The organism is Streptomyces sp. TAA040, from assembly GCF_000424845.1.
This window is the reverse complement of record NZ_AUKR01000010.1, coordinates 163712-177456: the sequence shown is the minus strand read 5'-3', so window position 1 is coordinate 177456 and position 13745 is coordinate 163712. Positions and strand designations below refer to the sequence as shown.

The window sequence follows — 13745 nt, the reverse complement described above, 5'->3', positions numbered from 1 at the left end:
GTCAATTGTGCCCCGCGGCTCGCACTGTGCACGACACACGGCAGCGGCCGGCGGTTGCGTCAGCGGCCGAGCTTTGCTCTTACCATCCCGGCCATCGAGGTGAGCTCCTGAATGCGCATCCGCTTGGCCCCGAGCACGAACACCACACCCAGCAGCAACGAACCACCGACCACCGCCACCGCTCCACCGAGCAGTCCGTTGCCCAACGCCTGTACGGAAGCGTAGGCCGTGGCCCCGGCGACCAGGGCGGCAGGGAGGCTGGCGAGTGACAGCCTGGCGTACGTCCGAGCGATCCGGGCACCGTCCAGGTCGCCCGACAGCTTGCTGCTCAGCCGGCGCCAGGCGATGACCACGCCCACCGAGTACGCCAGACCGTACGAAGCCGCCATCCCGGCGACCGCCCATCGGCTGGGCAGCAGCAGGTAACAGAGCACCGCACCGGTCGCATTGCCGAGTGCCACCACAACAGTGTTGTAAAACGGGGTTCGGGTGTCCTCGAAGGCGTAGAAGGCCCGCAGCACCACGTACTGCACGGAATAGGGAATCAGCCCGAGGCCGAACGCCATCAGGATGTAGCCCATGGAACCGGCCGTGACCGGCCCGTTCGACGCGTAGAGCACCAGGCACATCGGGACGCCCAGGGCGAGGAAGCCGAAGGAGATGGGCACGATGGCAACGGCGGAGGTGCGCAGACCGTGTGAGAGGTCGTCACGGACGGCGCCGTTGTCTCCCTCGTGCGCGGCACGGGAGAGCCGGGGCAGCAGCGCGGCCATCACCGAGACGGTGATGATGGCCTGTGGCATCTGCCAGATGAGAAGGGCGTTGTTGTAGCCGAGGATGCCCGCCCCCGCGAAGCCGTCGGCAGCAGCGTCCGCGCCGGCCGCCGTGGCGAGCTGGGTGACGACGATCAGGCCGGCCTGGTTGGCGAGTACGAACAGGATCGTCCACTTGGCGAGCTTGGCCGCCTTGCCGAGTCCGTGCCCGCGCCAGTCGAACCGGGGCCGGAACGAGAAGCCCGCACGGTTGAGGTAGGGGATCATCGCCAGCGACTGGACCGTCAGCCCCAGCAGGGTGCCGATGCCGAGGAGCTGGACCCCCTCGGGAGTGATGGTCTGCACGCCGATCTCGGAGTCGCGGTAGGTGCCGTACACCCAGATGAACATGCTGAAGGTGAAGATGATGACGACGTTGTTGAGGACCGGGGTCCACATCATCGCGCCGAACCGGCCGCGGGCGTTCAGGATCTGCCCCATCACCACGTGGACGCCCATGAAGAAGATGGTGGGCAGGCAGTAGCGGGCGAAGGTGACCGCGACGTTGTTCGCCTCCGGGTTGCCGGCGATCTCCACCGACAGCATCCTGACCAGGAGCGGTGCCGCTACCACGGTGAGCGTCACCAGCCCGGCGAGGATCACCATCACCAGGGTGAGCAGGCGGTTGGCATAGGCCACGCCACCGTCGTCGTCGTCCTTCATCGCCCGGACCAACTGCGGCACGAAGACGGAGTTGAGGCCGCCGCCGATCGAGAGCATGTAGATCATCGTGGGCAGTGTGTAGGCGACCGTGTAGGCGTCACCGAGCAGGGCGGCGCCGAGGGCCGCGGTGATGACCAGGGTGCGCACGAAGCCGGTGATCCTGGAGACCAGAGTGCCGGCGGCCATGACGGCGCTGGACCTGAGCAGGCTCGTGGCGCGGTTGCCCGGCTTGCCGGGGGGTGCCGTCGCCGGCTGGGGGCGCGGCTCGGCGGCCTCGGGAGCGGCTGGCGGCGGAGAGGCGGGAGGGGGCCCCGGAGGGGACTGCGGGCCCCGTGGGGCCCGCTGCTGGTCCTGGAAGAGGTGCTGGAACGCGTCGTCGGGGCGGCGGCGGGGCACAGAACCGTCGCCGTCGTCGTCAGGGGCCCGGGTGATGAGCTCGTCCACACCCGTGAACTGCACGGTCGACGGGTCGTCGCGGTAGGGGAGGTGCCGTGACGGGCCGTCCGGTTCGGGGGCGGGGGGCGGCGCCCAGCGTTGCGGGTCGGGGGCGTGCCGCAGCGGCGGAGGCTGCTGGTAGAGCGTCTCCGGGGCTGGCGGGGGCGGCGGCGGGGGATGTTCCGTCCGGTCCCGCCGGGCCTCGCTCACCGGATCCTGCGCCGTCAGGTCGCGTTCCCCGTAGGGGTCGTTCGCGTACGCGTCCTGCACATAGGGATCCTGGCCCTGACCGCCCTCGCGGTCGTACGGCACGTTCACTCGGTACCCCACCTCATCGTCCGCGGCCGACTCTCGGCCCGACAGCTCGCTCAACAGTCCACTTTCTCACCCGGGCCCGAGGAGTCCCCGCTTTCCGGACCGGTGTCACGGGAGTCCTTCGGCACGGCCGCGCCGGAAGCGCCGTCTCCCGAGGGCCGGGCGCTGCCCGACTCGTTGCCCGCGGCGGCCTCCGCGTGCGGTCCGTCCGGCTCCTCGGGCCCGTCTGCTCCCGACGCTTCCGCGTCCTCGTCCAGCGGGGTGTCCGGGTCGGCCTGCGGTTCGCGGCGCTTTCGCTGGGTGTACATCCTGACCCCGGCCAGCACGACCAGCAGCATGCCGCCCGCGATCACCAGCAGGACGGTGGAGGTGATCTCCGTGACGTCCACGTAGAACTGCATCGGCTCGCCGTAACGCTTGCCGTCGGCGGTGTACAACTGGGCCTCGACCCAGGTCCGGCCGTTGGCGTTGGCTGTGGTGTCGAACTTCACAGACTGGCTGTGCCCGCCCTCGACGATCACCTGCCTGCTGTCCTCCTTGATCTCCAGGCCGATCCGCCGCCCGGAGGTGAGGCGCAGTTCCAACCCGTCGACCTTCTGCACCAGGTTGTTCTGCACGGTCACCGGGATGGTGGCGCTGCGGCCGGAGAGCGTCATCGGGGACTTCTCCACCAGGCTTACCCCTTCGGTGAGCCCGACCAGGTGGTCCTGCACGGAATCCCGGTATTCCTCGGCAGCCTCCGGCCGGCCGCGCCAGGCGGTGGACAGCTCCCGGCGGATCGCGTTGCCGAAGGGGGTCACTACCCGGTCGTCTTCGCTGAGGATGACCTGGAAGCTCTCCAGGGTGCTCTGGGTGTGCCTGATGTCCTCGAAGGTCTCGGTGCCGAGTTCCTCGTCGCGCAACCGGTCGGGGTAGGCGCCGGGGCCGGGTACCTTGCGGTTGGCGGAGGGGTCCGGGGTGGCCTTCGCTGCTTCCGCCAGGTCGACGAACTCCGTCCAGCGGGAGTTCTCCTCCAACGTGCGAACTGCGGCGGCCATGGTCGCGGCCTGGCTGCCGCTGGGTCGGCGCTGCGGGGCGATCACGATGCTGCGCTGCTCCGAGGGATCCTGCTCGGTGACGGAGAGCGTCTGGGCGAGGAACTGCTGACCGGCGGCCACGGACGCGTCGGCATGGCTCATGTCGCCCTCGAAGAGGGTGGAGAGCGCGGCGTCGGCGGACAGCGCCGTGGTGCCGCCGCCGATCGGGCGCGCCGCGTTGGGGGTGTGCGGGAGATCGCGGGACTCGCGCAGACTGTCGCTGCGGACGATCACCTTGCGGGCCCCGGCGCTGGTGGCCACCGAGACGATCGAGGGGTCGACGGCGCCCTCCACCGGCCAGGCGAAGTCGGTGTTCGGAGTGGTGTTCAGGACCATCTCGACGGTCTTCGTGGCCACTTCGGTGGCCGGCCCGAGGTAGCTGAGCGATCCGGACACGCTCCGGCCACGGTGCGCCAGGGAGGCGAGGTCCGGGTCGCCGAAGGGCAGCGCGATGACCTCCGCGTCCTCGACCGCCTGCTGGAGGTCCCGCAGTAGCCGCTTGGCGTTCTCCTGCCCCGTTCCGGGGACGGGGCCGTCCTCGGTCTGCACCAGGTACGCCCCCGCCATGGCGTCGACGGAGGCGAGCAGGTCCGGGTCGATCACCCAGCTCACCGGCAGCTCGCTGCCCAGCGAGACCAGCTGCCGCAGCCTGCCGCCGGGAGCGATCTCCGCGGCCAGGTCGTCGTTGCGGAAGATGGGTGTCTGCAACTCGTCGGATTCGGTACGCGCCGTCAGGTGGGAGTCCGAGATAAGCGGCCAGAGGTAGCTGATCCGGGTGCGCTCCGCGGCCGTCTCTGTCTGCCACGGCAGGAACGTGCGGGCGATGCCCAGGGTGTGGTCGTAGGGGGCGCTGTGCGTCCGACCACGCACGGCGACTCCGAGCTGGTAGACGCCGTCGGCGCCGAGGTCGAGCTCCTCGACCGGGAGCTCCATGGTGAAGGAGCGGGAGGTACCGGCCGGGATGTCCTCGATCTCGGTGCTGCCAGCCCCTGCGGTGACGGGAGAGCCGTCCAGGCTGTCGTCGAAGCCCTTACGTCCGGCCGCCTGCTCGATGGAGCTTCGGGTCTTCAGCCGCGGTCCGGTGTGCAGGCCGGCCTCCACGGCAGTGAGCGGAGTCTTGCCGGTGTTGGTGACGGTGCCGGAGACCGTCAGGGTGTCGCCCTCGTCCGGAATCATGGGGGTGAACCCCGTGAGGGCGATCCGGGCCGGGCCCACGTCGTCGGCCGCGGGAGCGCCGCCGGCCACCGTGCCACCGGTTGCGGTGGCGTTCCGCTGGTTTGTGGCCGCGAGGGCGGGGGCAGGGGGAAGGAGGCCCAGCAACAGGGAGGCGCTCGCCATCGCGGCACCGAACCATCGCGGCCACCGCCGTGCGGCAGGCGCGGTCGGTTTCTCCTGCATCTCTGCCGCTTCGGCCACGTGCTGGTCCGTCCTGTCTTCCGTCGCCCTGGTGGTCGTACCGCACCCATGATGCTAACGAGCCGCGGACTGCGCAGGTGCCGCGGAGGGCCTCCCGCGGGCGTGCTGGGCGATCTTTCTTCCCCCGGGCGTCCGGATCGCCGACATCCGTCCGTCCGTCGGTGCGACGGCACGTACCCTCTTCTGTTGTGCCGAACGCCAACACTGACCCCCGTGCCCAGCAGTCCTCCCCCGAGCTCAGCGTGGCGCAGCGCCGCGCAGTGAGCGAGCTGCTCAGGGTGTCGCCGGTAGCCGACGACCTTGCCCGACGTTTCGAGGCCGAGGGCTTCCTGCTGGCCCTGGTCGGGGGGTCGGTGCGCGACGCATTGCTCGGGCGTCTCGGCAACGATCTGGATTTCACCACCAACGCGCGCCCAGAAGAGGTGTTGAAGATCGTCCGGTCGTGGGCGGACGCGGTGTGGGAGGTCGGCATCGCCTTCGGAACCGTCGGCTGCCGGAAGACGGGCGGAGCCGAGGGCGAGGAGCAGGACTACCAGATCGAGATCACTACGTATCGGTCGGAATCCTACGAGCGTTCCTCCCGGAAGCCGGAGGTCTCCTACGGCGACTCGATCGAGGAGGATCTGGTCCGGCGCGATTTCACCGTGAACGCGATGGCGGTGGCTCTGCCCGGCAAGACCTTCGTCGATCCGCACGGTGGGCTGGAGGACCTGGCCGCCCGGCGGCTGCGGACGCCGGGCACCCCGGAAGCCTCGTTCTCGGACGACCCGCTTCGGATGATGCGGGCGGCACGCTTCGCCGCTCAGCTCGACTTCGAGGTCGATCCGGCGATTCTGGCCGCAGTCGAGGCCATGGCTGAGCGGATCGACATCGTGTCCGCCGAACGGGTCCGCGACGAGTTCAACAAGTTGCTCATCTCCGGGGCCCCCCGCAAGGGCCTGCAGATCATGGTCGAGACCGGACTGGCGGCGCGGGTCCTGCCGGAGATTCCCGCGCTGCGGCTGGAGCGGGACGAGCACCACCGGCACAAGGACGTCTACGAGCACTCGCTGATCGTCCTGGAGCAGGCCATCGACCTGGAGGAGGAAGGGCCCGACCTGACCCTCCGGCTCGCGGCGCTGCTCCACGACATCGGCAAGCCGAACACACGGCGGTTCGAGAAGGACGGCCGGGTCTCCTTCCACCATCACGAGGTGGTGGGAGCGAAGATGACGAAGAAGCGCATGGCGGCGCTCAAGTACTCCAACGAGCTCATCAGGGATGTCTCGCGACTCGTGGAGCTGCATCTGCGGTTCCATGGCTACGGTGCGGGCGAGTGGACGGACTCAGCGGTTCGCCGGTACGTGCGTGACGCCGGACCCCTGCTGGAGCGGCTGCACAAACTCACCCGCTCGGACTGCACCACCCGGAACAGACGGAAGGCCAAAGCCCTCTCCGGTGCCTATGACGGTCTGGAGGAGCGGATCGCTCGACTGCAGGAGCAGGAGGAACTGGACGCCATCCGGCCGGACCTCGACGGTAACGAGATCATGGAGATCCTGGGGATCGGACCGGGGCCCGAGATCGGCCAGGCGTACCGCCATCTCCTGGAGCAGCGGCTGGAGCACGGTCCGATGGGGCGTGAGGAAGCCGTCGAGGCGCTGCGCACCTGGTGGAGTGCTCAGCGGGACTGAGGTCGCTTGCGGCCGCCCGGGAGTGGTCGGGGGCTTCGCACGTGGTGGCGAGGGCGCGGACTCCGCGTCTCGCGGGGCCACGCTCACGAGGGGCGGTGTTCTGCGGTGTTTCACGTGAAACACCGCAGAACACCGCCCCTCGCTCGTCCCTCTGTCTCAGGGGCGAAGGGATTCAGACCCGGGAGAGGCAGAGGGAGAAGTCCTTGCTGCTCTCCTTGGTGTAGATCTGCTCGCTCAGGCCTTCGACTCCCTCGCATGCTGCCTGCGAGGTGTCGTCCTCGACCTTCTTCAGTACCTTGTGGGTGGCGTCCGAGCTGCCGCAGTCCACCTGCTTCACCTCGACCTCGCTGAAGCCCTCCACTGCGATGCAGTCGCCGGCGTTCACCTTCTCCGCGTCACTGCCGCCGAAGAGGTAGGAACCCAGGGCGATGGCGAGCACCATCACCGGAATACCGAAACGCAGCAGCTTCTTCGCCTTGCTGCCCTGCGACGCCGGGACTCCCGGAGAGCCATCGTGCATCCCGCCGACCGGAGGCGTGCCGGGTAGACCGAAAGGAGTGGCGCCCTGACCGGGCGGCGGGCCGGGCTGGCCCTGCTGCTGGCCGTGGGGGCTGCCGGACTGCTGTCCGTACGGGTTCCCCGACGGGGGCTGCTGATCGTGCGGGTTCTGCCCCTGGGGCGGCGGAGTGGACATGGTTTTCCCCCTTGGCGAGATGACCGGAATGGGTCATCACGTTCGATGTGACCTCCATAAGGTAGCGATAAAGGCCAGTGAAGCCCCAGGTCAGAGTCGAGTTGTGGCTTTTGTGTGACACTCGGGGCGCCGGAATATCCGGATAGTGGCAGCAATAAGGGCATAGAGCGCGGCCACTCCGAGGACCAAGGGCTCCGAACGGCCGTCGACCGGGAGCACGAGAGCCGCCAGCGCTGCGGCGCCCACAAAGGCGACGTTGAACAGCATGTCGTAGAGAGCGAACACCCGGCCTCTAAAGGCGTCGTCCACCGAGGACTGAACCACGGTGTCGGTGGCGATCTTGGCTCCCTGTGTCGCCACTCCCACCACGAAGGCCGCTGCCAGTGTGGGCACCGGCGTGAAGGAGAGGACGAGGAGCGGGACGAGTACGGCGGCTGTCGTGGCGCACCGCGTCATCCAGCCCAATCGCCCGAAGCGACGCGTGGCCCACGGCGTCAGTACCGCCGCCACGAAGAAGCCCAGCCCGGACACTCCTACGGCGAGACCGAGCAGCGTGGCACCCGCTGCGGCCTCCTCTGCCGACCACGCGTATCGGCACAGCATGAGCAGCATGACGGTCAAGGCGCCGTAGCAGAAGCGCATCAGGGCCATAGCTGCCAAGGATCCGGCGGCACGTCGGCGCTCCCCCAGGTGGCCCAATCCAGCGGCCAGACCTCGAACCGTGCCGGCGATCGCAGCGAGGACCCGAGGTTGGACGCGAGACGGTTCGGGGCCGAGCAGGTCCCGGGCCATGCCGAGCGCGGCGAGCCCGCTCAGCAGGTAGAGGGACGCGGCGGCCAGGACCACTCCTGCGTCGGCGAAGCCGACGGGGAGAAGCCCGCGCAGTCCCAGCGCCGCCCCACCACCGAGGGTGGCCGCAAGAGTCCCCGCAGTGGGCGAGACCGAGTTCGCCATCACCAGGCGCTCGCTGTCGACCACCCGAGGAAGCGAGGCCGACAGGCCTGCCAGGATGAACCTGTTCACCGCTGTCACCGACAGGGCCGAGAGATAGAAGAAGGCGTCGGGCACCCCGCTCAGTATCAGCACAGCCGTACTGGAGGCGAGCACGGTGCGTAGCAGGTTCCCGTAGAGCAGGACCTGCCGTCGGCGCCAGCGGTCGAGCAGTACTCCGACGAAGGGGCCGAGAAGGGAGTACGGGAGGAGCAAGACGGCCATGGCGGCCGCGATGGCACCGGGTGTGGCTTCGCTCTGCGGTGAGAAGACCACGTAGGTGGCGAGCGCCACCTGGCAAACACCGTCGGCGAGCTGGGAGAGCAGCCGCACGCTCAGCAGGCGGCGGAAGTTCGGGTAGCGCAGCAGGACGCGCCCGTCCTGCCACAGTGCGGCCTGCGCCACGGGGGTTTCCTTCCTCCTGGAGAGTCGGTCGCTCCTCCTTGCTGTCATGTTTCACGTGAAACATCAGCCGGTGGACGAACCCCAGCGCACGGGGGGCGACGTTTCCTCGTGGATCGTGGCGTCCTGATAGGGGCGGGTCTGCTGGCTGAGGGTGAAGACGTCGGGTGCGCGGTCCAGGGGGCCACCGCTCGGGTCGTCCGAGCCGTCGCCGCGCACCGGGTCGTGCTCCGGGTGCAGCGCGTCACGGACGACCATGAAGCAGAGATAGCCGGTGCCGACGAGGTGGACTGCGATGGCCAGTTGGTATCCCTCGGGAGGCAATCCGCGATTCTCGTCGCCGCTGCTGGTGTAAGCGAGGTACATCCAGATGCCCAGGTAGTAGGCGACCTCGCAGGCCTGCCAGATCAGGAAGTCGCGCCACCGAGGGCGTGCCAGCGCGGCCAGCGGCACCAACCACAGAACGTACTGCGGCGAGTAGACCTTGTTGGTGAGGATGAAGAGCGCAACTACCAGGAAGGCCAACTGTGCGAAGCGGGGGCGCCGGGGGGCTGCGAGGGCGAGCGCGGCGATGGCGGCGCAACCGAGCAGCATCAGCAGGGTGGCGTAGCTGTTGGCCTCGTCCATCGGGCTGCCGCTGCGTTGCGAGATGATCAGCCAGAAGGACCCGAAGTCCACCGGTCGTTCCTGGCTGAAAGTGTAGAACTTGGCCCAGCCGTCGGGGGCCAGCACCATGACCGGGAGATTCACCACGAGCCAGGAGGCGAGGGCGCCGCCCAGCGCGGAGCGGAACTCCCGCCAGAGTCCGGCGCGCCAGCAGAGGACGAGCAGCGGTCCGAGGAGCAGCAGCGGATAGAGCTTGGCAGCGGTGGCCAGGCCCAGCAGCAGTCCGAAAGTCAAAGGTCGGCTGCGCGCCCACATCAGCATCGCCGCTGCGGTCAGGGCGATGGCGAGAAGGTCCCAGTTGATGGTCGCGGTCAGTGCGAACGCCGGTGCCAAGGCTAGCGGCAGCGCGTCCCAGGGGCGTCGGTGATGCGTGCGGGCGACGCAGACGACGATCACCGCGGCACAGGCCATCAGCATCCCCGCATTGGCCAGCCAGTAGAGCTGCTGCTCCCGGACCATGTCGTCGGACCCCGGTGCGAGCCAGGCGGCCACCTGCATGAAGAGCCCGGTCAGTACGGGGTACTCGAGGTACTCCATGCCGCCGGACTGGACGCTGATGTTGTCGAAGTAGGGGATCAGGCCGTCGGCGAACCCGCGCCCGGTGTAGAGGTGAGGGATGTCCGAGTAGCAGGCATGGATGTACTGACTGCCCTGCCCGAAGAACCAAGCGCCGTTGTAGCAGGGGAGCTTCTGCACCATCCCCAGGGCGAACATGCCCAGCGCCACCAGGACGACGACGCGTACCGGAGACCACCACGTACCGCCCGTCGCGGCCCGTGTCCCGAGCGGCCCACCGATCACCTCGCTGCCCCTGGCGGCGATCTCGTCCCGGACGGTGGGCGGAACGGGGTTCTCGTCACGGGGGCTGCTCATGCTGTCATCCTGCCTTACCTCGGACGCCGGGCTCCGCACGGTCGAGCAGGTCGCCCTCGGCACCCGCCGAACGGCCGACCGCCACGGGGCGCGCCGCCGTCAGCCCCTCCGGATGTCAGCCAGGAAGCACCCGAACTCCACCGCACGATGCTGCACCACGGCAACGGCGGGCTCGGCGAGCACCTCCCGCGCGATCCTGTCGACTTCGCAGAGCTGTTCCGAATGTGCCCTCGGGCATCGTACGCACGCAACATCCGGCGGGCCCCGTGCAACTCCACCGGGTATCCCTCGACAGCGGCCGGGTCACCGCACTCCGCGGCGTGGACGAAGATCGTCCCGTACTCCTCGTACGGACCCGGCTCGGCTCGTGTCTTGACGGCCCACCGGCGCAGCGGGGCATAGGAGAGGAGGACGAGCCGTTCCTCCGCGCTGCTGCGCCGCAGGCAGCAGCGCAACGGCGCCCCTCCGCTCGCGTTGGTCAACGGCTGTCGCGCTGCCGAGCACCGGCGGTAACGTGTGACCTCGCGGGGGGACGCGACTTGCGCGGGAAGGCGGTCCGAGGCTCGTGCCGCAGAAGAGCCGGGAGCGGTCGACGGAGCAGGCGAGGGCTGCGGGCTCGCAGCGGCTGTGGGTGGGCGATGCCGGAAAAGACCGGTGCAGGACCGGGTCGAGAGGCCTGTTCAGTCGAGACAGAACTCGTTGCCCTCGACGTCCTGCATCACGAGGCACGACTCGTTGTCGCCATCGGCGGTCAGCAGCCGCACACGTGTGGCGCCGAGCGCGATCAGGCGTGCGCATTCGGCCTCCAGCGCGGCCAGCCGCTCCTCACCCACCAGCCCGCTGCCGACCCGCACGTCGAGATGGAGCCGGTTCTTGGCGACCTTGCCTTCGGGAACCCGTTGGAAGAACAGTCGCGGACCCGTCCCGGAGGGATCAACGCAGGCGAACGCCGAACCCTGCTTCTCGGGCGGCAGCGAGCGAGCGAAAACGTCCCATGTGGCAAAACCCGGCGGTGGCGGCGGAAGGGCGTAACCCAGCACCTCGCACCAGAAACGGGCCACGCGCTCGGGCTCGGCGCAGTCGAAGGTGACCTGGAACTCTCTGATCGCCGCCATGGGTTCACCATAGCGGCGCGGAACCGGGCCGGCAGCCCTGGCGAACGCCGAGGTCCCTCCCCTGACGCACACGGAGGCGCAGCTCAGGCGGTCCCAGCAGCGTGATGTCGTCGGAGGAGTCCTCGGCTGTCTCCTCGCGGGGAAAGTCCGCCCAGAAGCGCGCAAGACGGAGAGGGTTGTGTGCATCGAAACAGAGCGCGTGCAGGCGAGCAGTCACCCGTAGGTCTCCCGGTAGAGGCAGGCGGCTCGTGCTGGAGCCTGCCCAGCCGGTGCCACCCGGTCAACTGATCAACGTCCGCGCTCGCCCGCTGTCGAGCACGTTCGAAGCGGCCGTCCACGCCCTCACAGGCTCGCGAGGAGGCCGTCGCGTGGGGGTGGTGTCCGGTCCGGTGTGAGAACCTCGACAAGGAGGCGGCCGTAGCGGATCTTGCGGCGCTTCTTCGTGCCGAGGAAGCGCCGCACCTGCTGATGCCGGGGCCGGCCGTGCTGTGCGGGCTGACGCTGGAAGGACTGCCAGGCACGGAAGTCACCCTCAGCGCGGAAGATCACCTTGGCTCCTGCCGTGCCGAGCATGCGGATGAGTTCGTCCTCCAGATCTGCGGTGCCTCCGTAGATGTCCTGGAGCGGTGCCTGTGACCGCGTCAGACCGCGCTCACAGAACCCCTTTTCACCCTCGTCGCACCATCCTGTCAGGCGCAGACCGAGGCCGGGCGGCCCCGAGGAGCCCGGCATAGCGGCCGACGTTCATCGCCCCACCCATCGACACGACACACACTTCCTCGGCGGCAAGGTCCCGGCCACGCCGAGCGGCCAGCGCCTTGACGGCCGCGAGATCGCTCAGCCCTTCCAGGAGCACCGCGGTCCTTACTCCCAGGCGTTCCGCCAGATCCCGTGCTGCTGGCCCGTCGAGACCCCCTGTGGCCCAAATGGTGACCGCATCCTGGAACGCCCTCATACCCGCCATGGGGCGAGTCTGCGCGTCCACCGGTGGCACGGCACGGGATTATTCGACGGCCTCACCGGCTGTCCGTTGGCGTGACCTGGGTGTTTCCGGTTCTCTCACGGTTGGGGGGCCGGGGCAGCGTGCCAAACGGGGTTCTGGCGTTCTCGGACGAGCGTCAGGTCTGGGCCATGTCGACGAAGCGCGAGTAGTGTCCCTGGAAGGCGACGGTGATGGTGGCAGTGGGGCCGTTCCGATGCTTGGCGACGATCATGTCCGCCTCGCCCGCGCGCGGTGACTCCTTCTCGTAGGCGTCCTCGCGGTGCAGCAGGATGACCATGTCCGCGTCCTGCTCGATCGAGCCGGACTCGCGCAGATCGGAGACCATGGGCTTCTTGTCGGTGCGCTGTTCCGGGCCACGGTTCAACTGCGAGAGCGCGATCACGGGCACCTCCAGCTCCTTGGCCAGGAGCTTGAGGTTCCGGGACATGTCGGAGACCTCCTGCTGCCGCGACTCGGGACGTCGGGAGCCGCCCGACTGCATCAGTTGCAGGTAGTCGATGATCACCAGGTTCAGGTCGCTGCGCTGCTTGAGCCGCCGGCACTTGGCCCGGATCTCCATCATGGACAGGTTGGGCGAGTCGTCGATATACAGCGGCGCCTCGGTGACCTGTGGCATCTGCCGGGCCAACCGGTTCCAGTCCTCGTCGGTCATGCTGCCCGACCGCATGTGGTGCAGGGCGACCCTGGCCTCGGCGGAGAGCAGACGCATCGCGATCTCGTTGCGGCCCATCTCCAGCGAGAAGATCACGCTGGGCAGGTTGTTCTTGATCGAGCACGCCCGAGCGAAGTCCAGTGCGAGTGTCGACTTGCCCATCGCGGGGCGCGCGGCGATGACGATCATCTGCCCCGGGTGCAGCCCGTTCGTGAGGGAGTCCAGGTCGGTGAAGCCCGTCGGCACCCCCGACATCTGGCCGCTCCGGGAGCCGATCGCCTCGATCTCGTCGAGCGCGCCCTCCATGATCTCGCTCAGCGGGAGGTAGTCCTCCGAGGTGCGCTGCTCGGTGACGGCGTAGATCTCGGCCTGGGCGGAGTTGACGATCTCGTCGACGTCGCCGTCCGCGGCGTATCCCATCTGGGTGATCCGGGTGCCCGCCTCGACGAGTCGGCGCAGCACCGCCCGCTCATGGACGATCTCCGCGTAGTACTCGGCGTTTGCGGCGGTGGGGACCGTCTGCACGAGCGAGTGCAGGTAGCCGTTGCCACCGACCTTGGCGATCTCGCCGCGGCGGGTGAGTTCGGCGGAGACGGTGATGGGGTCGGCGGGCTCGCCCTTGGCGTAGAGGTCGAGAACCGCCTGATAAATGGTCTCGTGTGCGGGACGGTAGAAGTCGTGGCCCTGCAGGACCTCGACCACGTCGGCGATGGCGTCCTTGGAGAGCAGCATGCCGCCCAGCACCGACTGCTCGGCGTCCAGGTCCTGCGGGGGCACGCGCTCGAAGGCGTTGCCGGAGAACCCGTCCGGTCCGCGGTCGTGCTGGTCGCCACCGGTGTCTCCGCCGCGGCGCTGCCGGGACATCGGGAGCCGCTCGACGGGTCCGGCGACCTCCCCCGCCCAGGGGTCCTCCAGATGCTCGGGCTGAGTCACCCCGCCTCCTCCTCCCGTAGCGTGTCG

General features: G+C 69.0%; 9 protein-coding genes and 1 pseudogene. 1 reads left to right on the top strand and 9 read right to left on the bottom strand.

All coding sequences use genetic code 11. The annotated features are described in order from the left end of the window. Positions 1-59 precede the first annotated feature (59 nt). Both murJ and H300_RS0110965 read right to left on the bottom strand, forming a co-directional pair. The gene (gene murJ, locus H300_RS0110970) at positions 60-2228 is read right to left on the bottom strand and encodes a murein biosynthesis integral membrane protein MurJ (protein ID WP_486583697.1); all 2169 of its coding nucleotides are present in this window, start codon (positions 2226-2228) and stop codon (positions 60-62) included. A 50-nt stretch (positions 2229-2278) separates the two neighbouring features. Next, the gene (locus tag H300_RS0110965; protein ID WP_028427467.1) at positions 2279-4717 is read right to left on the bottom strand and encodes a DUF6049 family protein; all 2439 of its coding nucleotides are present in this window, start codon (positions 4715-4717) and stop codon (positions 2279-2281) included. A gap of 188 nt (positions 4718-4905) precedes the next feature. Here H300_RS0110965 and H300_RS0110960 point away from each other — a divergent pair, with 188 nt between their 5' ends. Further along, a complete protein-coding gene (locus tag H300_RS0110960) occupies positions 4906-6390 on the top strand; it encodes a CCA tRNA nucleotidyltransferase (RefSeq protein WP_028427466.1) in 1485 nt (494 codons plus the stop codon). A 172-nt stretch (positions 6391-6562) separates the two neighbouring features. On the opposite strand, the gene H300_RS0110955 is transcribed toward H300_RS0110960, so the two are convergent. The 7 genes and pseudogenes from H300_RS0110955 to dnaB all read right to left on the bottom strand — a co-directional run bounded on the left by H300_RS0110955 (position 6563) and on the right by dnaB (position 13718). Then, positions 6563-7084, bottom strand: coding sequence for an LppU/SCO3897 family protein (locus H300_RS0110955; protein WP_158678349.1), 522 nt, complete (start codon positions 7082-7084; stop codon positions 6563-6565). A 90-nt stretch (positions 7085-7174) separates the two neighbouring features. Next, on the bottom strand, positions 7175-8479 hold the full coding sequence (locus H300_RS26260; RefSeq protein WP_037979893.1) for an MFS transporter: 1305 nt from the start codon (positions 8477-8479) through the stop codon (positions 7175-7177). Between the two features lie 63 nt (positions 8480-8542). Further along, complete coding sequence (locus H300_RS0110945) at positions 8543-10015, bottom strand: glycosyltransferase 87 family protein (protein ID WP_028427464.1); 1473 nt, start codon at positions 10013-10015, stop codon at positions 8543-8545. A gap of 14 nt (positions 10016-10029) precedes the next feature. After that, the gene (locus tag H300_RS30055; RefSeq protein WP_486583699.1) at positions 10030-10470 is read right to left on the bottom strand and encodes a DUF1203 domain-containing protein; all 441 of its coding nucleotides are present in this window, start codon (positions 10468-10470) and stop codon (positions 10030-10032) included. Positions 10471-10695: 225 nt separating this feature from the next. Further along, complete coding sequence (locus H300_RS0110935) at positions 10696-11130, bottom strand: VOC family protein (protein WP_028427463.1); 435 nt, start codon at positions 11128-11130, stop codon at positions 10696-10698. A gap of 342 nt (positions 11131-11472) precedes the next feature. Next, positions 11473-12094 (bottom strand): annotated as a pseudogene (locus H300_RS26255) (TOPRIM nucleotidyl transferase/hydrolase domain-containing protein). A 154-nt stretch (positions 12095-12248) separates the two neighbouring features. Beyond that, positions 12249-13718, bottom strand: a complete 1470-nt coding sequence (dnaB, locus tag H300_RS0110925) for a replicative DNA helicase (RefSeq protein ID WP_028427462.1) — start codon at positions 13716-13718, stop codon at positions 12249-12251. Between the last annotated feature and the right edge of the window lie 27 nt (positions 13719-13745).

Coding starts and splice junctions, on each gene's coding strand:
- H300_RS0110935 (WP_028427463.1), bottom strand. CDS start 11,130: ATGGCGGCGATCAGAGAGTTCCAGGTCACCTTCGACTGCGCCGAGCCC.
- H300_RS0110945 (WP_028427464.1), bottom strand. CDS start 10,015: ATGAGCAGCCCCCGTGACGAGAACCCCGTTCCGCCCACCGTCCGGGAC.
- H300_RS0110955 (WP_158678349.1), bottom strand. CDS start 7,084: ATGTCCACTCCGCCGCCCCAGGGGCAGAACCCGCACGATCAGCAGCCC.